This window comes from Rhizobium sp. 57MFTsu3.2 (assembly GCF_012932765.1).
In the GTDB taxonomy this organism is placed as follows: domain Bacteria; phylum Pseudomonadota; class Alphaproteobacteria; order Rhizobiales; family Rhizobiaceae; genus Rhizobium; species Rhizobium altiplani.
Window position 1 is genome coordinate 90,869 of sequence record NZ_JDWI01000004.1, and the last position, 20,686, is coordinate 111,554.

General features: G+C 59.5%; 22 protein-coding genes. 7 read left to right on the forward strand and 15 right to left on the reverse strand.

Translation table 11 applies throughout. The annotated features are described in order from the left end of the window. Positions 1-165 precede the first annotated feature (165 nt). From AF71_RS06315 to AF71_RS06340, 6 genes are all read left to right on the forward strand, one after another. Positions 166-492: a hypothetical protein gene (locus AF71_RS06315; protein WP_169680397.1), complete on the forward strand. Its 327-nt coding sequence runs from the start codon at positions 166-168 to the stop codon at positions 490-492. A 527-nt stretch (positions 493-1,019) separates the two neighbouring features. After that, complete coding sequence (locus AF71_RS06320; protein ID WP_169680398.1) at positions 1,020-1,304, forward strand: helix-turn-helix domain-containing protein; 285 nt, start codon at positions 1,020-1,022, stop codon at positions 1,302-1,304. Then, positions 1,294-2,622, forward strand: coding sequence for a HipA domain-containing protein (locus AF71_RS06325; protein ID WP_169680400.1), 1,329 nt, complete (start codon positions 1,294-1,296; stop codon positions 2,620-2,622). Before AF71_RS06320 ends, AF71_RS06325 begins: the two co-directional genes overlap by 11 nt. 289 nt (positions 2,623-2,911) lie before the next feature. Continuing rightward, a complete protein-coding gene (locus tag AF71_RS06330; RefSeq protein WP_312867213.1) occupies positions 2,912-3,478 on the forward strand; it encodes a pilus assembly protein in 567 nt (188 codons plus the stop codon). Further along, on the forward strand, positions 3,465-4,058 hold the full coding sequence (locus AF71_RS06335; RefSeq protein WP_169680402.1) for a TadE/TadG family type IV pilus assembly protein: 594 nt from the start codon (positions 3,465-3,467) through the stop codon (positions 4,056-4,058). The genes AF71_RS06330 and AF71_RS06335 overlap by 14 nt, the downstream gene beginning before the upstream one ends. A gap of 21 nt (positions 4,059-4,079) precedes the next feature. Next, positions 4,080-5,468 carry a Tad domain-containing protein gene (locus AF71_RS06340; protein WP_169680404.1) on the forward strand — a complete coding sequence of 463 codons (1,389 nt, stop codon included), beginning with the start codon at positions 4,080-4,082 and terminating at the stop codon, positions 5,466-5,468. Positions 5,469-5,749: 281 nt separating this feature from the next. Here AF71_RS06340 and AF71_RS06345 read toward each other — a convergent pair whose 3' ends face one another. The 3 genes from AF71_RS06345 to AF71_RS06355 all read right to left on the reverse strand — a co-directional run bounded on the left by AF71_RS06345 (position 5,750) and on the right by AF71_RS06355 (position 7,105). Then, the gene (locus tag AF71_RS06345; RefSeq protein WP_169680406.1) at positions 5,750-6,043 is read right to left on the reverse strand and encodes a type II toxin-antitoxin system RelE/ParE family toxin; all 294 of its coding nucleotides are present in this window, start codon (positions 6,041-6,043) and stop codon (positions 5,750-5,752) included. Further along, on the reverse strand, positions 6,043-6,297 hold the full coding sequence (locus tag AF71_RS06350; protein ID WP_025660847.1) for a type II toxin-antitoxin system ParD family antitoxin: 255 nt from the start codon (positions 6,295-6,297) through the stop codon (positions 6,043-6,045). The genes AF71_RS06345 and AF71_RS06350 overlap by 1 nt, the downstream gene beginning before the upstream one ends. A 355-nt stretch (positions 6,298-6,652) precedes the next feature. Beyond that, entirely contained in the window at positions 6,653-7,105 is a 453-nt protein-coding gene (locus tag AF71_RS06355) for an MEKHLA domain-containing protein (protein ID WP_169680642.1), read from the reverse strand. A gap of 208 nt (positions 7,106-7,313) precedes the next feature. On the opposite strand from AF71_RS06355, the gene AF71_RS06360 reads away from it, so the two are divergent. Further along, complete coding sequence (locus AF71_RS06360; protein WP_246733601.1) at positions 7,314-7,601, forward strand: hypothetical protein; 288 nt, start codon at positions 7,314-7,316, stop codon at positions 7,599-7,601. 236 nt (positions 7,602-7,837) lie between these two features. On the opposite strand, the gene AF71_RS06365 is transcribed toward AF71_RS06360, so the two are convergent. The 12 genes from AF71_RS06365 to AF71_RS06420 all read right to left on the reverse strand — a co-directional run bounded on the left by AF71_RS06365 (position 7,838) and on the right by AF71_RS06420 (position 20,541). Continuing rightward, entirely contained in the window at positions 7,838-8,578 is a 741-nt protein-coding gene (locus AF71_RS06365; protein WP_169680409.1) for an MOSC N-terminal beta barrel domain-containing protein, read from the reverse strand. Next, positions 8,579-9,592 carry a GlxA family transcriptional regulator gene (locus AF71_RS06370; RefSeq protein WP_169680410.1) on the reverse strand — a complete coding sequence of 338 codons (1,014 nt, stop codon included), beginning with the start codon at positions 9,590-9,592 and terminating at the stop codon, positions 8,579-8,581. Positions 9,593-9,608: 16 nt separating this feature from the next. Next, positions 9,609-10,460 carry an ABC transporter permease subunit gene (locus tag AF71_RS06375; RefSeq protein ID WP_169680411.1) on the reverse strand — a complete coding sequence of 284 codons (852 nt, stop codon included), beginning with the start codon at positions 10,458-10,460 and terminating at the stop codon, positions 9,609-9,611. Then, on the reverse strand, positions 10,457-11,305 hold the full coding sequence (locus AF71_RS06380; RefSeq protein ID WP_169680412.1) for a proline/glycine betaine ABC transporter permease: 849 nt from the start codon (positions 11,303-11,305) through the stop codon (positions 10,457-10,459). Before AF71_RS06380 ends, AF71_RS06375 begins: the two co-directional genes overlap by 4 nt. A 23-nt stretch (positions 11,306-11,328) precedes the next feature. After that, entirely contained in the window at positions 11,329-12,420 is a 1,092-nt protein-coding gene (locus AF71_RS06385) for a glycine betaine/L-proline ABC transporter ATP-binding protein (RefSeq protein ID WP_169680413.1), read from the reverse strand. Between the two features lie 83 nt (positions 12,421-12,503). Then, positions 12,504-13,355 carry a glycine betaine ABC transporter substrate-binding protein gene (locus tag AF71_RS06390; RefSeq protein ID WP_169680414.1) on the reverse strand — a complete coding sequence of 284 codons (852 nt, stop codon included), beginning with the start codon at positions 13,353-13,355 and terminating at the stop codon, positions 12,504-12,506. Positions 13,356-13,436: 81 nt separating this feature from the next. Beyond that, the gene (locus tag AF71_RS06395) at positions 13,437-14,783 is read right to left on the reverse strand and encodes an FAD-binding oxidoreductase (protein ID WP_169680415.1); all 1,347 of its coding nucleotides are present in this window, start codon (positions 14,781-14,783) and stop codon (positions 13,437-13,439) included. Next, entirely contained in the window at positions 14,780-16,297 is a 1,518-nt protein-coding gene (locus AF71_RS06400) for an aldehyde dehydrogenase (RefSeq protein WP_169680417.1), read from the reverse strand. Before AF71_RS06400 ends, AF71_RS06395 begins: the two co-directional genes overlap by 4 nt. Then, positions 16,290-17,204: a dihydrodipicolinate synthase family protein gene (locus AF71_RS06405; RefSeq protein WP_169680418.1), complete on the reverse strand. Its 915-nt coding sequence runs from the start codon at positions 17,202-17,204 to the stop codon at positions 16,290-16,292. The genes AF71_RS06400 and AF71_RS06405 overlap by 8 nt, the downstream gene beginning before the upstream one ends. Further along, complete coding sequence (locus tag AF71_RS06410) at positions 17,201-17,917, reverse strand: GntR family transcriptional regulator (RefSeq protein WP_169680419.1); 717 nt, start codon at positions 17,915-17,917, stop codon at positions 17,201-17,203. Before AF71_RS06410 ends, AF71_RS06405 begins: the two co-directional genes overlap by 4 nt. Positions 17,918-18,305: 388 nt before the next feature. Then, positions 18,306-19,652, reverse strand: coding sequence for an FAD-binding oxidoreductase (locus AF71_RS06415; RefSeq protein ID WP_169680420.1), 1,347 nt, complete (start codon positions 19,650-19,652; stop codon positions 18,306-18,308). 1 nt (position 19,653) lies between these two features. Next, complete coding sequence (locus AF71_RS06420; RefSeq protein ID WP_169680421.1) at positions 19,654-20,541, reverse strand: dihydrodipicolinate synthase family protein; 888 nt, start codon at positions 20,539-20,541, stop codon at positions 19,654-19,656. Positions 20,542-20,686 lie beyond the last annotated feature (145 nt).

Below are 20,686 nucleotides of genomic sequence, written 5' to 3' on the forward strand. Positions count from 1 at the left end.
CGACCAACCAGACCGAATGAGTTCAAAGTGCCGGGCGCTCTTGATCGAGAGAAAGACCGAACTTGACTAAGACTTAACAAGAGAACAAAATGTGAACACACCTAATTAACTTGACCGGTCGACTGCATTCTCCACGAGAGCGCCGTCGCGGCGACGGAGTTTCCCATGCTAATGCGCGTTCAAAAACGGACCACGGAAACGGAAACAGCCTTTAACGACTGGTGGTCGGCGCAATCCAGCGATTTTAAAGCGCTTCACAATATGGATGAACTCCTGCGTGCTTTCAAAGCTGGCTTCGCTGCCGGGCGGAGAAAGAAGGTTCGCCGCTTCACGTTCACTGCCGGTAAAATGAGGGTCACCGTCTGGGCCGCGAACCAGGCCACGGCAAAGGCCATGGCAATAAGGGAGGCAGACAAAAGAGCGCAGGCCATCGGTATTTCACCGCCAAAGGCCGGTTGGACATTGCGCATTGTTGGGATCGCCGCGCCGTGAGTATCGACGGACGCAGCAGCGCGGCAGCAGCAACCATTCACGTGAACCATTGGTGTTCCGTTGCTGGCTGCGAGACATGGGGCGGTTTTGGCCATGCTTCATCGAAGTCGATTGAGACGCAATGGTGGTGCTGGGAGCACTATCCCTACAAGCCTAGTGCAACGACAGCTGTTTTAGATGACCTTGCCACCCTGTTGCAGCAACCTGGCGACTGACAATTTTCTCGTCGTTTCTTTTTTGCTGCTGCAATGAACATGTCCTCGGACATCTCAACGGGTTAGCCGTGCCCGGTCGGCCATCAAGTCCATCGACCAAATCATGCTCGGCGCCTATTATGTACAAAATTCTGGGCACGAACTGCCTTTATGACCAATCAAATGAACAAAATTTGACCCGACGCCAGCCCAATGCCATAATGTACAGAATTCTGGACGTGAGAGGCTCTCATGTCCACTCAAATGAACAAATCAGGCATAACTGTGTCCCGTCAGAGAAGCTACTCTAGAGTCACGCGCCAGGCCCTCACGATGCTTGGCAAGCTGATCCGCGTCGCCCGCGCCAAACGCTGCCTAACCGCGCAGGAACTGGCCGACCGCGCCGGCATCAGCCGTACAACGCTGTCCAGCATTGAAAAGGGCGCGCCGGGCCCTGAGATCGGCATCGTCTTCGAAGTCGCTTCGCTCGTCGGCGTTCGCCTGTTCGACTACGACGAGCGCACCCTAGAGATGCATAATGCCCGCCTCGACGAAAAACTGACTCTGCTGCCCAAAAGCGTCCGCCACGCCGTGAGGGAGGTCGATGATGACTTCTAAGGCGGAGACTACCGAAGCCTTTGTCTGGAATTGGCTGCCGGGGGCGACGGAACCGGTGGTCGCGGGCCGCCTCGATCAGGACGGCGATCGCCTGCTCTTCACCTATGGCGCCAGTTACCGGCGCCGTAAGAGCGCCATTTCCCTCTATGAGCCGGAACTGCCGCTTCAGGAGGGCACGATCGCCCCGATCACCGGCCTGTCGATGGCAAGCTGTATTCGCGACGCCTCGCCTGACGCCTGGGGCCGCCGGGTCATCATCAACAGGCTGACGGGCAAAAGGTCCGACGCTGCCGGCGTACCGGAGATCAGCGAACTGACCTTTCTGCTCCAGTCAGGCCCCGACAGGATTGGTGCACTCGATTTTCAGGCATCGGCTACGGAGTATGTCCCCCGCCTTGCCGCGCAAGCTTCGCTCGCCGAACTCCTCGAAGCGGCCGAACTCGTTGAAAGAGGCGTCCCTCTTACCCCGGCGCTCGACCAGGCTTTCAATAACGGCACCTCGATCGGCGGCGCGCGTCCCAAGGCTCTGATCGATGACGACACGAAGAAGTTCATCGCCAAATTCTCGGCGATCAACGACACCTACGGCGTCGTGAAGGCCGAGTTCATCGGGATGAAGCTGGCGACCGCATGCGGTCTCAACGCCGCTTCAGTCTCCATGACTCGCGCCGCACAAAAAGACGTCCTCTTGATCGAGCGCTTCGACCGCACACACACAAAGGACGGCTGGATACGCCACGGCATGGTCTCGGCCCTGACCATGCTGGGCCTGGATGAGATGATGGCCCGCTATGCCTCCTACGAAGACCTTGCAGAACTCATCCGCCACCGCTTCACCGATCCCAAGGAGACCCTCAAGGAGCTTTACGGGCGGATTTGCTTCAACGTGCTGTGCGGCAACACCGACGACCATGCCCGTAACCATGCCGCGTTCTGGGACGGCAAGAAGCTGACCCTGACACCGGCGTATGATATCTGCCCGCAAGGCCGCACCGGCAACGAAGCCACGCAGGCCATGCTGATCAAGGGCGAGAGCCGCGCCAGCACGCTCGCCACCTGCCTTGCCGCCGCGCCGGACTATCACCTGAAAGAGGCGGAAGCCGCCGCGCTGATCGAACACCAGATCAAGACCATCGCCGAGCATTGGCAAGCCGCCTGCGATGAGGCCGAACTGAGTGCCGTCGACCGCAAGCTGTTCGCCGGGCGCCAGTTTCTCAATAGCTATGCCCTTGACGGGCTCGAAGGTCACAAAGCGCTGCAAGACTCCTTCGCTGCCGCCCGGGCTGCGCTGATCGCCCGCGGAGGCGTCCAGGGATGAAACGCCTAGGCAGCTCAAAGGACGCGCACGGCCGGCAGCCCCCCGACCCCGCTGCTTGAGGTCGTTGTGGATACCTCGGGGGCATACCGGGCACGAGCTTGGATTTTCATGGGAAGTTCTCCATGAAACCGATCGCCATACTCAAACGCCTCCAGCTCGGCCGGAATGTAGCCAATTGCTGATAAAAGGCACAGTTGCATAGAATTTTATCTATCGCGTTACATTCCCATGAATGTTTCGGCGCTAGAACACCCAAAAGATCGCGGAATGGATGCGAATGGGGTGTTTCGTGAGGGGACTTGTATTGACGCGCTTCCGCACCTCGGTGGACGGAGCGACCGCAGTCGAATTCGCAATCATCGCTCCCGTTCTTATTTTCCTGACATTCGCTATTGTCGAGTCCGGTATTGCCTTTGCTGCCGACATTGTCCTCAAAAACGCTACCTATGACGCCGCGAGGACCGGCCGAACGGGGTTTGTGTCGGAAAACTCGACACAGGATGCGACCGTAAAGGCGAAAATTCGCAACCAGGCGGGCGTATTCATGGATGCCGACAAGCTCGTCATCACCAGCCTGTCCTACAAGGGCTTCGATGCTCTCAAAAAGCCCGAACCATTCACAGACAAGAACGGCAACGGCGTTCGCGACGATGGCGAAAACTTCACCGACGTCAATGGAAACGGTGTCTACGACATCGACCAGGGGGCGAACGGCTACGGCGGTACGGCACAAGTCGTCCTCTACACCGTAACCTACCCATGGACCTTCCACACTCCCGTCCTCAAGCAGCTCGTTGGCAACGACGGCACCGTCGAACTGACGGCAACAGCGGTGGTGCAGAATGAGCCGTACTGACCTGATCTCCAAGCCCTTGCGCGTTCTCTCCTCCATAACCCGTCGGCTGGCGGTAAACGAGGAGGGCGTCGCAGGTATCGAAATGGCGATCATCACGCCCGTGCTGCTGCTGCTTCTCTGCGGCGGCAGCGAAATCAGCCTCTATGCCCGCTCGCACTTCCAGACAGCGCAGATGGCATCGACGGTAGCGGATGCGGTTGCGCGCTACGAAGCGATCACGTCGTCGGACATCACTTCGATCTTTTCGGTGTCGTCCGAGGTCATGGGAAACGAAGACTTCAAGCAGAACGGCTACGTGATCCTGACGTCGGTTTCCCGCACGGGCGGCGCTGCACCGGTCGTTGCGTGGCAGTGCAAAGGCGGCTCTGACGCCCAGACGAGCAAGATCGGTGTTGTCACCAAGGCCGCCACACTTCCGGGCAACCTCACCCTCGATGCGACCGACAATGTGATCGTCGCCGAGGTCTTCTATCGCTACACCCCGCTATTTTCCAATTTTACGCCGGTCGAGACGCAGCTCTACAAGACGGCGGTCTTCCGCCCCCGTCTCGGAAGCCTCACGAGCGCGCCCGGTTGCTAGTCCAAAAGGAAGGATGATCCAATGTCGTTGATGTCCATGATCTCCCGCTTCCGCAAGGCCGAGGAAGGTGCCGTCCTCCCCTTCGTCGGCATCGTCAGCCTGGCGCTGATCGGGGCGACGGGGTTCGGCATCGACGCGGCCCGCCTGATGCTTCTCCATTCGAGCCTTCAGCGCGCCATCGACGCCGGCGCTCTTTCGACCGTCGCCAAGCTGGACACCGCCACCATCGACGTCGAGCTGCGAAAGTTTGCAGTCGCCAATTTCAACGATGGGGAGATCGGCGGGACGCTCGACAGCCTGACCTGGACCATTAGCTCGGACAACAAGACACTGACCGTCAAGGCATCGGCCAGCGCTCCCGCGACGTTGATGAAAATCCTCGGCGTCCAGACGATCAGCACCAGCGCGGAAAGCGTCATCGAACGATCGACCAATGGCCTTGAACTGGCACTTGTTCTCGACAACACCGGCTCCATGAAGGGAACGCCGCTCACGAGCCTCAAGTCCGCGGCCAACACCCTGGTGAACATCCTCTATGGCGACGACGCAGTTGCCAAGAACCTCTATGTCGGCATCGTTCCGTTCTCGCAGTCGGTCAATGTCGGGACGAGCCATACCAGCTGGATGAAGTCCGGCTCCATCGCCGCGCTCGATTGGGGATCGACATCAACGGGTGGCTCATGGGGTGGCTGCGTCGAGGCGCAGGCCGTAAAGGCCGACGACATTTCTGACGCGGTTCCCTCCAGCAAGCCGATCACGCCCTACTATTGGCGAGACGGCACGGATAACAACTGGATCAGCGTCGACCAGAATGGCAAAAAAACATACGTCAAGACTCTCACCACGTCCCTCGGCCCCAACAAGAACTGCCCCGCCGAAGTGACGCGCCTGACGCCCAAGAAAGCAACGGTGGTTGCCGCCATCGCGGCGATGAAGGCGGTGGGCAACACCCACATCAACTTCGGGGCCGTGTGGGGCTGGCGGATGTTGTCTCCGAAATGGCGTGGTCTCTGGGGCGGCGACATGGCAACCTACAACCTGCCGCTCGACTACTACACGAAGAACATGAACAAGGCGGCAGTCATCATGACCGACGGCGAGAACACGATGTCGCCAGACGTCTACAGCGCTTATGGCTGGCTGGCCGACAAAAAACTCGGGACGGCCGACAAAGATGCCGCGGTGACGGAACTCAACGACCGTCTGTCCTCGGTCTGCACGGCGATGAAGAACTCCGGCATCATCATTTACACAATTGCCTTCAATGGGCCCGACGAAACCACCCAAAAGCTTTTGAGCAGCTGCGCCAGCCAGAACGCCTTCTACTTCAACTCGCCGACAACGGCCGCGCTTCAGTCGGCCTTCAAGCAGATCGCCGATTCACTCTCCAACCTCCGTGTCAGCAAATAGAAATTGTGCGATGGTGTCGAATGCCTCCTCATCAGACGCGGATCCACAATATGTCCGACTGTAGGAAACAGATGCTGGCTTCCGATAGGCACTCTTCACTACTGAGAACAACACAGTCAAATCTTCGGCTATGTTATCCGGCTGTCCCTTTGGGAAGATCGTCCTGATCAGTGTTGGAGCGGATTGACCTAAGTCGAGGCGGCAGCCTATAGTTGCGTGCTGGGGGACTCTGCTGCCGGGAAGTCCAAAGCCTTAGTTGCAAATCGCGATACTGCGGCGCGTTAGAGGGAGTCTCCAATCCAATCTTCGTGACCATGACGGATACGGATCACGAGAACGCTCCCATCATCGTTGATCCGATAGATTACCAGGTGAGCCTTGAATGGATGGATTCTGACAGGCGGCGAAATCTCCTGGCGCTCACGCGTCATTCGAGGACTCGCGGCTATGAGATCGAGCACATCAAAAAGCTCATCGTGATATCGTTTGGCGGCCAAGGATCCGAAGTTGCGGATACCTTGTTCGGCGATCGAGACGATATCCTCTTCCGCTTCAACAGAGAGCCTGAATGGCATCAATCACGTCTGCGGGTGATCTCGGCACGCGCAACGGCAGCGGAAAACAACTCGTCCTTCGAACGGCCTCCTACGCCGCTTTTGATTCCGTCATCGACGAAACGTTGCATCTCCGCAATTTTGTTAGTCCGGGCCTGGTCTCTGCGGATAAGGTCTCGAACGTAGTCACTCGCGTTCGAGTATCGACCGGTCTTAGCTTGCGCTTCGACCCAGTCTTTCATCGGGTCCGGCAGGGATACATTCATGGTTGCCATTAGAGTCTCCTTGAGGTCTCAGGCTACCCTGTGATGGCAAAGTTTGTCAAACTATTGAAGCCCACTAAGAAAGCTCCTGAAAGGGGTTCTGCGATTGGCGGCCTAACCCCAACTGCAAGTCCAGCGCATTCCGCGGCCAGGAAGGCGACAAGAAAGGTCGCGGCCACAGGAATGCGTAAAGGTCATTGCGGTTCGCCCACGTCCACTGCCGCGCGGAATTGCCTCGCGTGCAGCACCGGTCAGCTCGACTTGTGGCGCCCGGGAGCGGTCGCCAGGTGAGATTGATCGTATGCTCCAGGAAATCGGTGTCTCTCGGTCAACATTCCTGAAGACGAGGCCGTCGATATCCCCCAGCTTACGCTTCCGTCCAGCTGGAGAACGTGGCAGCCTGCCCCAGCCGAATTCCGGCTTCTGACCGCAGTTCCCAGACGAGCCCATCCTCCATCCAAAAATGCGCGCCGGACTTGCGAACTCTAAGTCCGCGATAGTTCGCGATAAATCCTTGCCGTGCGACTGCATCGAGAAGCGCCTGGCGCTCCAGTCGATCCGGAGCTTCAGCAGATAATCGAGAAGGCAATTTCGTAAACTCGTCCCACGAGTATCCGAAACATCGCTGTGCCGTGAGATTTGCATAAATGAACCGAGGATCCGGCTCGGTATTGTGAGCGACGACCACAAAAGGGGCGTCGAAGTAGAGCCATTCGGCTCCCTGCCCTGGCTCGACAAGCGGTCGGCCGACAGCACGCAAGAAGCTTTGCGCAAGGAGTTCGAAGAAGGCTTGACTGGTTGAAGGCTCATCAGGCGACATTCGGCTATCCTTACTCCCGTTTGGGCTCTTGTTGAGGCGCGCCATGATGCCGCCGACTTTGACACCAAGAACCAGGATAAGGTCGCCGGCATTTGATCCGGCCACCTTGAGCAATTTTTCAAATCCACTACCCGATATCGGAGTTGCAATGAAAACGATACTTACCTGGGCAGTCATGGCCTCTTGCGGCGTTGCCGCTCTATTGCCGATGGCCGCGCCTGCGTCTGCCCAGGAGTGGCGAAGGCCACATTATGACGATCCGCCGCCTCCACCGCGGCGCCATCACCATCACGACAACAATGGCGCCGCGATTGCCGGTGGTCTGGCTGCCGGCGTCATCGGTGGGTTGATCGGTGGCGCGATCGTAAACAACAGCGAGCCGCGCTACATCGATCCGCCGCCTCCACCACCGCCGCGTTGCTGGTTCGAAGACCGGCGGGTGCCGAATGCCTACGATGGTGGATGGCATATGGAGAGCATGCGCGTCTGCCAGTAGCAATTGGCTGATTTTTTCTCAGGTCTCAGCGCCTCGTTGCAACGCCAACGTGGCGCTGGCCACGGCCTTGGCGAGGACTGCAAGCGGGTGCGAGCTTGAAAACTACTCACCCGCCAAGGCGAAGTTTCCATCCTGCTGGTTTCTCGCTCAGTGTTGGTCGGTCATGTCGGCCTTCGCTGGCGGCCCAAAGGTTCAACGAGGATGACAGCCTTAAGCTGAGGGATGTAGCAGGACGGTCACGCGGAAATGAAAACGGCATCTCCAACACGAACAACCCCTGGCTCGTTGGGTCGGCAGTAGACGCCCATGTTACGGTTACCAAACTTCATCACATTTCGGAGGATTTCCGGATCGTTCTCCAGTCCGTCCTGAGCGATGATCGTAAACCCGCATCGTTTGGTCGGCGCAATCACCGTTGCGCGGACATGTCCTATACTTACAGGTGCATCGACCCACTGCAATTCGGCGAAGCCGGAGAGATCCGGCTCGGTTTCAAGAAAAATGTTCGGGCGAAATCTGCGCCGGTCGGGATCTCCGTTGGGATGGATGGCCTTCAGATGGTCGACCGACGCGCTTGTCAGAAGGTGAAGCGGCGAAACGTCATACCGGTCGATGGCGAAGAGGGTTCCATCATCCGCCGGCCTTGCGCGTTCATAGGGCATTACAGTTACCTTGAACTCGAAGAACCCCGTGAGAGCTTCCGTCAACCCCGGCGCATCGACGGACAGCCAGTCGTGGCCCGGTAACTTGATTTCCACGGTGCCATCCGAGATGGTCCTCGATCTGATGAAGATCGCTTTCTGCCATCGCTTGTCGCGCTCAGGATGAGCAACGACACCTGTGGCTGCATCAACGAGCGCAAGCCGACGATCGCCGACGACACCGGTCGCCGTGACCTCGCATTGCTCGATCAGTTCGCCTGCGGTGGAACTGACTGGGTAGCGCCACAACTCGCTGATTGTCCCGACCTTGCGCATCTATTGAAATCCCAGTGCAGAGGCCCGAAGTTGCGTTGGCGTCTGGCCGAATATGCGTTTGAACGTTCGGGTGAAGTGGGAGGCGTTCTCGTATCCAACATCGAGCGCGATTTCGATCAGAGAGGCCTTCGATTGCACAAGCAGCGCGCGTGCCCTCTCCATTCGAACGCGGGTATAGGCTTTCGCGGGAGACATCCCTGCCTTCTCCAAAAACAGTCTTTCGAGCTGTCGCCGCGACAGGCGAACCGACGTCGCGAGCCTGGGAATGGTCATGCCCCCCTCGACATGCTGCTCCATCAGGATCATTGCCGCCTTGACGCGGTTATCTTCGTAGTCGTCGTGTAGCGGGCGCCGGGGCTGAATGTCGCCGGCGGAACGCGCCTTCTCGATCTGGAGGACCTCCAAGGCATTTCTCTCGGCCTCCCGGCTGATGTACCGCCGCACCAGGGTTGCCGCGATGTCGGCTGCACTGCTGCCACCGGCACAGGAGCCGCGTTGCCGATCCAGATTGAATATCCGATCCGACCGCACGGCGAGATCGGGAAAGCGCTCGCGAAACTCCTTGTAGTGAAGCCAGCTCACGCAGGTCTCGTGGGCGGCCATCAGTCCCGCATCGGCAAGAATGAACGATCCGGTGCAGAGACCGATCAACGGGATTTTGGCGGCATCCGCACGCTTGAGAAACCTGACCGTATCGTGATCGACCGGGTCTCTCGCGGTGAGAAGTCCTCCAACGACCACAATGTAATCGAACCTCGCCGGGTCCACGAAATCCGACGTCGGGGCCACCTGCACGCCACAGCTGGAGGCGATCAGGTGCCTCGTACTTCCGAGCACCTGCCAGTCCGCCATCACCCGTCCGGAACGATCATGCTCGTCGCTGGCAAGCCGCAGCGTATCGACAAAGAGCGCGAACGCCGAAAGCGTGAAAGACCGGGCAAGAACAAAACCAACCTTCAGTCGGCTGGCGGATTTGCCGACGGCTCCTGCCTGCCGATAGTCTTCTGGTCGCATCTCAATCTCCTTCATGTCAGGCCGCCCGAGGTCCCCTGTCGCGATCGAAAAGACCACGGCTCACTCGATCGAGCAAGAGAGCAACAGCCACGATTGCGAGACCCGCGCGCAAGCCCAGTCCCATTTCCATCCGGGTCAGACCGCGCGTCACCTCGGCGCCAAGGCCACCTGCCCCGACCAGGCCGGCTAGAACGACCATGGCCAGGGAAAGAAGAATGCATTGGTTGAGGCCGACCAAGAGCGTTTGCTTGGCGAGCGGAATCTCAATCTTCCAGAGCACGGAACGAGGGGGCGCTCCGATCGCGCTGCCAAGCTCGACGTATTCGTGCGGCACCTGGTTGAAGGCCAAAGTCGTCAATCGCAGCATCGGCGGAATACCGTAGACGATCGTTGCGATGATGGCCGGAACCCGCCCAAGGCTGAAGATCATCACAGCGGGGATGAGATAAACCCACGGCGGCACGGTTTGCATCACATCGAGGACTGGGCGCACGAAGGCTTCGAGGGTCTTGTGGCGCGAGCAGAGGACGCCAATCGGAAACGCGATGAGCACGGAGATCAAGACGGCGACCGTCACCAGTGCGACGGTCTGCATCGATGCCGTCCAAAGCCCCACGATCAGGCAAAACCCCAGGCACAGGCCGGCAAGGATGGCCGCGCGAAGATTGACCGCAAGGAAGGCCGCGACGACGACAATCGCAATAAGGGCGAAAGGCGGGACGAACAGGAGCGCTGCCTCGATTGCCGACAGGACGGCCTCCACCACATAGCTGATTGCAGCGAACAAGGGGTGCAGGTTCGTGTTCAGCCAGTCGACCGCCGGAGCGAGGAAAGCTCCGGGCGAAAACTTGAGTATCGAAGGGTTCATGAATGCCTCCCTGCGCCAAGCCGGCCCGCACTTTGGGTCATGCGGTCGATGACCATGGTCAGAACGACGACGGCGATCGCCCCGTTGATGGATGTCGCAATGTCGAGCGTGCGGATCGCGCCATAGATCGTTTCGCCAAGGCCTCCGGAGCCGACGATACCGGCGATGACGACCATGCCGAACGCCATCATCAGGCTCTGGTTGATGCCAGCCATGATGCTGGGAAGAGCAAATGGCAGGCGGATCTTGAAAAACATCTGGCTCGGGCGCATTCCGCTTGCCTCACCAAGCTCGATGAACTCCCTTGGCGTCATGCGGATACCTAGCGAGGTCAGCCGGATTGCCGGCGGCATGGCAACCACGATGGTGGCGATAAGCGCTGTCGCCGGGCCGTAGCCCAAGAGCGCGATGGCAGGCAGGAGATAAATGTACGGCGGAAGCGTCTGGATCAGGTCCAGACCCGGTTCCATGAACCGGTCGAGTGCCGTAAAGAAGCCTGCCAGTATCCCGACAGGGATGCCGACCGCGAGCGCAATCACCGTCGCCGTCAGAACCAGTGCCAGGGTGCTCATTGTTTCGGACCAGAGCCCCATGGAAAAGCACAGGAGAAGCGCAGCGCCACTGAGGATCGCAAACCAGGCGTTCACCAGCCGCCAGCCCACCAGCGCCACCACGATTGCGACGACGTAGAATGGCGAAAGCTGCAGCAACCAGAGGATCCCATCGTAGAGGCCCTCAAGAACCCACCTGACGTAGTCGAAGAGGGATTCTCCGTTTTCGCTTACCCACTCGAGCGCGGTGTCTGTCCATTCGTCGAAGATGTCTGTGAAGCTTGATATGTCCATGTCACTCAGCTCCCGTTCTGCGATCAGGCGGCCACGCGATCGCTGTTGGAGGTGCCCTTGACGCCCATGAGGAGGCTGCGCGGCGTGACGACGCCGACAACCTGATCGTTGTCGACGACGGCGATAGCGTCGCGGTCTGTCTGCATGGTCAACGTGATCAGTTCGTCGATGTCGGCGTCCGGAGTGGTTCGCACCAGCGATGAGATGTCGTTGTGTGGCTCGCTGCGCTGAAACTCGCTGACGCTGTGCATCACGGAGTGCGCCTTGATCAGGTGAAGTCGCGATATGCCTGCGACGAACTCGGCGACATAGTCATCCGCCGGATTGAGAATGATCTCCTCGGCGGTACCCGTCTGGATGATGACGCCATCCTTCATGATGGCGATGCGATCGCCGATGCGGATCGCTTCGTCGAGGTCATGGGTGATGAAGACGGCGGACTTGCCGAGCGATTTTGTGAGTTGGCGAAACTCGTCCTGAAGCTGACGACGGATCAGCGGATCAAGCGCGCTGAAAGGCTCGTCCATGAGGATGATTTCCGGATCGGAGGCAAGCGCGCGGGCAAGGCCGACGCGTTGCTGCATGCCGCCGGACAATTCCTTCGGGTAACGGTCGACCCAGTCTGCCAGGCCGACCGTCTCCAGCGCAGCCTTGGCGGTCTTGTTGCGCTCGGGCTTGGGAATGCCCTGAACTTCCAGCCCAAAGGCCGCATTTTCGAGCACCGTACGGTGCGGGAGCAGCGCAACGCTTTGAAATACCATGCCGATGTTCTTGGCGCGCATCTGCCGGAGGTCGCCCGGAGACAAGGCGGCAATATCCTTGCCCTTTACGAACACCTTTCCGGCGCTTGGCGTGATCAGCTTGTTGAGCAATCGGATGAGCGTCGACTTTCCACTGCCTGACAGGCCCATGATGCAGAAGATCTCGCCGCGCCGGACCTGCAGGCTGGCGTTGGAAACGCCGACGACGCAGTTGAACTCCTTCAGCACGTCCTTCTTGCTAAGTCCGCGCTCGGTGATCGATTTCATGGCGGCGGCGGACTTGTCTCCAAAGACCTTCCAGAGGGATTGGCAGTCAATCAGGACTTCATTGGTATCGGCATTTGCGGCTTTCATAGCGATCCCCTTGAGCCAATTGGTGCTGGCTTTTCTCGTTGGGCTTCAAAGGCCGTCCGACCGGATCGGACGGCCCTGCGCAACTAGTTCTTCTTGATGTTTTCCCAGCGCTTGATCAGGTCAGCGTGCGCTGCGATCCAGCCCTCGACGGCCTGATCCATTGTCTTGCCGTCCTTGACCTCGCCGTTGATGGCGGTGATGTCGGCGATCGGAACGTAGACGCTTGCCATGAACTCACGGGCGTGAGGGTTCTCTTCGGAAAAGCCTTTCTGGCCGATCCAGTAGTAGCTCTGCGGCGGCGGGAAGACGCCCTTCGGATCCTTGAGGTACTTCACCTCGTATTTCTGGACCATCCATGACGGCTCCCAGATCGTGACGGCGATCCACTCCTTGCGGTCATAGGCCGACTTGAGTGCGGCCGTCATTGCAGCCGTGCTGCCTTCGACAAGCTGCAACTTGATCTCGTAGTCCTTGACGGCGTTGGAGGAGTCCCGCATCAGGCCGGCGCCCGGCTCGATGCCGATGATCTTGCCGCCAAACTTGTCGGCGTTCTCATTGAGCTGTTCCAGAGAGTCGATCGGAACGTATTTCGGGACGGCGATGCCCTGGTAGAGACCATGCGAAACCGGTGAGATCTTCTCCAGCCGGCTCTTGTTCTTGTTCCAGTAATCCTGAGCGACATAGTCCGTCTGCGAGGTAAGAACCTGGATGTCGCCCTTGGCAAGAGCAGCATAGGCGATGCCCCATTCGGAGAACTCGGTCACCTTGACGGTATAGCCGGCGTCTTCGAGAACCTTCTTGGTGATACCGGTGATGGGCGTCAGGTCTTCCCATGACATCGTGCCCATGGTGATCGTCTTTTCTTCCGCCCGGGCAGGAAGAATGCTGATCCCGACCATCGCAGCCGCGCAGAGCGCTTTCCACAAAGCCTTCATTGCTCTTACTCCTAGTTCTTTGTTCCCATTTTCATTGAAGACGTGCGGGTAGCCTCAGTCTTCACATTGCGCGGCGAGGGATCATCCCTCGCGGCCTGCACGCAATTCCTGCAACCGGATCACAGAATTGATCCCCAGCCATGCCAGCGGCTCGGGCGGCAGTCTCGTGGGCGCCGCATGATCCATGTATTTGTCGAGTTGTTCCGAGCCGGTTCCTGTCGCCAGCTCGGCAGCCAGCACGCCGGCAAGCGTGCTCTTCACGGTCCCAAGGCCATTTTCGCAGCAGGCCGAGAACAACCCGTCGTCGATTTCGCCGAAGGCCGGCACATGATTGCGACTGAGGCAGAGACGTCCGGCCCAACTGTATTGGAACGGCAAATCGGTCAATTTCGGAAAGCGCGCATCCAGCGAACGACGATGAGCGGCCGCGAGCTTGGCCAGCCGCTTGTCGGTGACGGTGATCGTTCTGTCATAGGTGTATCTCGTCCGAAGCACGATCCGCGAAAGGCCGTTCGATGTGATCTTGCGAACCGTCGCCCCCATGGCATCGGCCGGGAGCAAGGCCCACCGGTCTTGTCCGGAAGCTGCGTGCGCAGCATCGTCCGCGGCAAACGGAGCCGTCATCGAGGCGTAGGCAAATATATGGATCAGCCGTCCGCGAAAATGGCCAAAGTCCTCGATATGTCCGTTGACGCCCAGGATGACCTTCGGCGCTGTGACTGTCCCGTTTGTCGATTTGGCGGTCCAGGTTCCTCCCTCACGCCGGAGTTCCGTCACAGGCGAGCGCTCGAAGATCGTCACACGTTGCCCGACCCCGGCCGCAAAGCCGCGGACGTAGTCAGCTGGCTGGATCATGACCGCGCCGGGCGTGTAGAGGCCGCCAAGGTAGTAGTCCGAGCCTGTGAGCTCGCGCATTTGGGATCGATCGAGAAACATGTGCTTTTCGCCGATGCGCCGGAGCGACTCGCCATAGCTGACGTTCAGCCTCATTCCCCTCGCCGTTGCAGCGGCATTGATCTTGCCCGACGGGTCGAATGTTTCCCGGGACATCCCGTATTCGTCCGCAGCACTTTTTGCGAAATCGATCGCAAAGCGGTTTTGCGCCATCTCAAGCGTCGTTGCCGCCTCGCTGGCGCTGGAATATTCGCCCGCCGAGAGGTTGTGCGGCACATCGATCATGTAACCGGAATTTCGGCCTGCCGTGCTCTTTGCCACCTCGCCGGCTTCCATGACGACGATCTTGTCGTGCGGTCGGATTTGCGAAAGTCGTCGCGCCGCAGACAATCCCGCAAACCCCGCGCCGACGATGAGCCAGTCGGCCGTCACGCTGCCTTCGAGCGTCCGCATGGGGGCAATGCGGTTGCTGATCGCCTCCCAGCCAGAGACACCGGATTCAGCAGGAAGCCGTCTGACCACAGTCTTCGTCATCGGATCGTCTCGTCGACCGAGCGATCGGAAACGTCGATCCAGATCGTCTTCAGCTCACAATAATTGTCGTGGGCGAAGATGGACTTGTCGCGACCGCCGAAGCCGGACTCCTTGTAGCCGCCGAACGGCGTCGTCGCATCCCCCTCTCCAAAGCAGTTGACTGTCACAACGCCTGCGCGGATTTCGCGTGAGAGCTTGATCGCGTTCTTGAGACTTCCGGTATAGATCGAAGCCGTCAGACCATAATTCGTATCGTTGGCGAGGGCGATCGCCTCGGCGATGGAATTGAAGGTCGTGACCGAGAGAACCGGCCCGAAAATCTCCTCCTTGAAAAGCCGGCTGGACGGGGTGACGCCTTCGACCACCGTTGGCTCGACGAAGATGCCGTCGCGCGTCTTGCCGCCGTGCGCGACAGAAAGCTTTTCCTTCTTCGCATCGTCGAGGAAGGAAGCGACCTTTTCGAAATGAGCCTTGTTGACGAGGGCACCGATGCGGTTTTCCGGGTCGAGTGGGTCTCCGGTCTTCCATTCACGCATGTAAGTGCCGATCCGGTTGAGCAGCTCGTCCTTGACGCTTTCATGCACGATCAGCCGCGATGTGGCCGAGCAATTCTCGCCCATGTTCCAGAAGGCGCCATTGACGACCTGCTCGGCGACAAGGTCGAGATCTTCAGCGTCGTCGAGAACGACTGCCGGATTCTTGCCGCCGCATTCGAGTACCACGCGCTTCAGATTGGAGTCCGCCGCATAGCGCAGGAAGCGACGTCCCGTCGGCGTCGAACCTGTAAAGGCGATCATATCCACGTCCATGTGCATGCCAAGCGGCTCGCCGACATCCTTGCCGCTTCCGGTGACGACGTTGAAGACGCCGGCAGGGATGCCCGCCTCATGAGCAAGCTCGGCGATGCGAAGCGTCGTCAGCGTCGTGTCCTCAGCGGGTTTGACGACGACGGAGCATCCCGCAGCCAGAGCGGGGCCGATCTTCCATGCAAGCATAAGGAGGGGAAAGTTCCAGGGCAGAACGCAGCCGACGACGCCGACAGGCTCGCGCACGATCATTGTCAGCGCATTCGATCCGACGGGCGCCGTGTTGTCGTAGAGCTTGTCAACCAGCTCGGCATGCCAGCGCAGCGTATGAATGGTATCGGGCACGTCGACTGTCTGGCACTCGCGGATCGGCTTGCCGCTATCGAGGCTTTCCATCACGGCAAGCTCGTGACGATTGCGCTCAATCAGCTTGGCAAGCTGCAAGAGCACGCCTTTGCGCTCGGATGGCGAGCGCAGCCGCCAGCGGCCATCATCGAACGCCTCCCTCGCCTTGAGTACGGCACAATCGACGTCCGTGCTGTCACAGGCTGCAACGATGGCAAGGGTCTCGCCGGTCGCGGGATTGCTGGACTTGAAAGTCTTGCCAGAGCGTGCCGGACGGAATGCGCCATCAATGAACGCGTTCGTCGGAAACTGTATGTCGGCTGCGATCGCCCTGTATTCGGTGGCGGTCAATGGTTCATGCATGACAATTGGCTCCCGACGTGATCTGGCCGACCGTGCGCTTCAAGGTGGCAACGACGGTCTGGAGTGTTCGCTTTTCTTCCGAATTGAGCGGGCGAAGCGGCGCGCGCACCGAACCGGCCCCAAGGCCGATGATCTCGCAGCCGTGCTTGATCGACTGGACGAACTTGCCGCATTCGAGGAAGTCCATCAGCGGCAACATCGCGGTCATGATGGCACGGCCCTTGTCGAAATTCCTCTCGACCACACAGGCCTCATAGAGAGCGACATGCTCTTTCGGCAGGAAGTTCGATCCCGCGCAAACCCAGCTTCTTGCGCCCCATGCGAAGAACTCCAGCGCCTGGTCGTCCCAGCCACAGGAAAGCGCGATATGCGGGAACTTCCTGGCGAGCAGATGCAGGTTGCTCATGTCGCCGGAACTTTCCTTGATGGCGACGACATTCCTCGACTTGCCGACGCGCGAGAAATACTCCTCGCCCATCACCACACCCATGCGAGCCGGGTAGTTGTAGAGCATGATCGGCAGATTGGCCGCACTGTCGATGGTGAGCGCGTGAACCGCATTTTCCCGCTCGGTCGGGAGCGCATAGGGAGGCGTGGAAACGAGGATCGCATCGGCGCCGATTTCCTTGGCGGCCTTCGCGTATTCGACCGAATCCTCAGTCCTGGTCGCGCCCGTTCCGATGATGAGCGGCAAGCGGTTTGCGATGACGTCCTTCGCATGGGACGCCAGGTCGAAGCGCTCCTGGCTTGTCTGGGCGTAGTACTCGCCGGTCGATCCGCCGACGATAATCCCGTGAACCCCGGCCTCGATCAGAGACTCCAGCACCGCCGCGAAAGCCTTCCGGTCAATCTGTCCGCTTGCATCGAGCGGCGTGATGGCCGGGGTATAGATCCCCTCGAACTTCACTGTGATTTCTCCAATGTTTTGGCGGCGGGACCGCCGATCAGGACGTCCGCCTTGAGCCCCTGCGGCGCGATGAACATCTCCATGTTCTCGCGGGACAATTCCCAGTGCTCGAAGACGAGATCGACGACGGCATCTTCGTCGTGCGCCGAAAGCGCTTCGATGAATGCGTCATGGTGTTCGACCGCCAGCTGAAGCCTGCGCTTCATGTCTTCGTTCTTCGGTCGGAAGAAGGTGTGGCCAATTCGGGCGTGGTCGATGAGCAGACGGCCGAGGCTTGGCTGCAAGTACACGTTTGCCGACATCTCACCGAAGATCTCGTGGAAACGATTGTTCTCGAGGACCATGTCCAGCGCATCGCCGTTCGCGCTCGCCTTGCGGAAGCGATCCTGCGTCCGCTTCAAGTCTGCCAGCTGCTGTGACTTGAAGTTCTGCACCGCCAGACGCCCGATGGCCGCATAGATCATCGGCGCAACCAGGAAGAAGTTTCTGAGCGTGGCGTGGTTCATCGGAATGACGCGCGCGCCGCGGTTCTCACGAATATCGACATAGCCCTCGCCTGCCAGCCGCCGGAAGATGTCCCGCACCGGCGTCCGGGAAAGGCCATAGCGTTCGCTCAGGCTGGCTTCGTCGAGATCGGCGTCTGGATCGAGCTCCATTGTCAGGATCTGACGTTTCAAGTCCTCGTACAGGTTGCTCTTCACGGTCTTCGCCATGCGTCACTCCACGCCGTTGGTTGGGCTATGGCTAAAACATGGCACGCATCTAATATGCTGTCAATAAATTGTGTACTTTGCGTACACAATAAAAGTTTAGTGGAAATACAATTTCAGGGGAGCGTGTCTATATGCCATTGATATGCCTTCGTATTTTTCTATCTGATCGTCCGCAAAAACGGGAGCGAGATGTCCAATATTGGCCTTGGAAAAGCGGGGAGAGGCGCAGATCAACGATGGCGACCAGCTGGGACTCTCGTCGTCCAAGAGCGAATGATCGAGGGCCACAAGCGGTGTTGCGCACCCAGCTCCAGCGCGGCTTTCTCCGACGAGGCCGATGGCTTAGCGCTTTAGAGTACTAAGAAAACCCTTAGGACGGACCCGGCGATCACTCTGCCCCGGCACGCCATTCGCGATATGCAAGATGGAGCTTAGCGCCGATCGTTGTGAGCGGCTGCGGCGGCAGTGCCGTCGGCGCGGCCAGTCTGGCGTAGACCCGGCCAAGTTCGGACTCGTGACCCAGAGCGAGTTCGGCGGCAGCAATTCCCGATGCCGTCGAGTTCGAGGCCCCAAGGCCATTGCAGCCGCATGCGGCAAACACGTTGCGCGCGATTTCGCCAAAGGCCGGGACATGATTGCGTGTCAGAGCCATGGCGCCCGCCCAGCGATACTGCATTCCCACACCATGTAGGCTGGGGAAGCGCTGAACAAACTTCCCGTCATGCAGGTACCCGGCCCGCACTATCGCGGCGTCATTCACCTTGATGCCCGGATTGTAGCTGTAACGCGAGCGGATCAGGATCCGGTCACCGCCTGTCGTGTTGATACGGCGAACGGTGGTTCCCATCGGCAGAGCTGGCGTTGCCGCCCATTTCCGTTCTCCGCCAAGGCGGGAGGGATCGAACTCTTCGGTAAGCGAGGCGTATGTGAAGACATGCAAAAGCTGCCCCCGGAAGAAGCCGAAGCTTTCCGCGTGACCGTTGTTTGCCAGAATGATCTTTTCCGCCTGCACCGAGCCCTGCGGCGTCTTGATGAGCCAGCCGTTCCCGAAACGCTCGAACGAAAGCGCCGGCGTCTGCTCGTAAAGTCTGATCGGCTCGTTCAAGCCGTCGGCAACAGCGCGAATATAGGCGGCCGGTTGAACAATAACCGTACCGGGCATAAAGAGACCGGACGTGTAGGCGGACGATCCGGTCACGGCCGCAATGTCGCCGGCACTCAGCAATCGGTGATCCTCGCCCATCTTGGAAAGACGCGCTGCGTAAGCCGTGAGGTGCTTGTCGCCTTCGGGACTGATCACAACACTATATCGCCCGCACGGGTCGAAGATGTCGCTGCCCCAGCCATATTCGACGGCCATTTCCGTGGCCAAGGCAATCGCCGAGCGCTGTATCAACACGGACTGGCTGAACCTGTCCTCGGATTCCCCATTGAAATCGTCGGCGGAAACTTCGTGCGGAAGGTCGATGATGAAGCCCGAATTCGCACCTGCCGGCCCCTCACCGACGATCCCTGCTTCCAGGATCGCAACACCTACGGAAGGGTCGAGGCGCGAAATCCGCCGGGCCGCGGAAAGGCCGGCAAAGCCGGCGCCGATGATCGCGACATCAGCGGTGGGCGAACCATGCAGCGCTGGATGCGGCCTTCGCGACGGGAGCGTCGCCACCCAGCCTGAAACACCGGCGCGTTTCGGAAGCCTGGATGCGACGAAGACCTCGTTGGAAGTGCGCGGCACGTCAAATCGCCTCCCGCTCGATGAGCGTTTCGATCGACTGCCGCAGCGCTGGAATGCGATCGGACGAAAGCGCGCGCAGGGGCTTTCTCGGGGACCCGGCACCGTATCCGGCCAGATGCGCGGCAGCATAGACGGTTTGGACGTAGTCGCCCTTCGAAAGAAGGGCCATCACCGGCTCGAGCAGCTTCCAGAGCTCACGGGTCTCAGCCCAGTTCCCCCTGGCGGCGGCATCGACGACTGCGAGGCATGTTCTGGGCGCAAAGTTCGCGCCTCCCCAGATCAGACCGTGGCAGCCGGCATAGAGCGCGTAGGGAACGAGATTGTCGGCGCCATTCATGACGAACTTGCCGGTGCGAATGAGTTCCGCCTGCTTGCCTAGATCGCCACCGCTATCCTTGACGGCGCAAAAGCCGGGAATTTCGCTTAACTTGAGCAATAGCTCCGGCGTGATCGCGACACCGACAGCCTGCGGAACGTTGTAACCGATCACCGGAAGGCCAACCCCGGCAACCTCGGCGTAGAAGTCGACGATGCCCTGGTCGTCGGTCGGCCCTTCGAAGAACGGCGGAAGAACCATCACGCCTTCGGCGCCGGCATCGCGGGCGCGCGCCGTGCGCTCCACGGCCTCTTCAACGAGAAGCGCAGAGGTTTGGGCGATGATCTTGGCCCTACCATTCACGATCCGCGCCCCACGTCTGATCAGCCCCTCGGATTCCTCCTTGGAAAGATAGACGTGCATGCCTGTTCCCGAACTGAGGAGGAAGCTGCGAACGCCAGCCGCCAGATATCGCTCAATGTTGCGCTCCAGACTGATGTAGTCGATCCGCCCCGCGTCGTCGAAAGGCGTGGTGATCGCGAGATTGAGGCCTTGAAACTGGAACTCTGACATTCGTTTGATCCTCCTGAGGTAACCTGTCGGAAGCTCGTGCAAGATTGCCGTGAGCAGCCCGCATTGTTCGGCCGCGCGAACATCGAATGTCGCGCGCCGCATGATCAGAATCTTACCCCCGGCAAGCGCGCCGATGAGGTCGCGA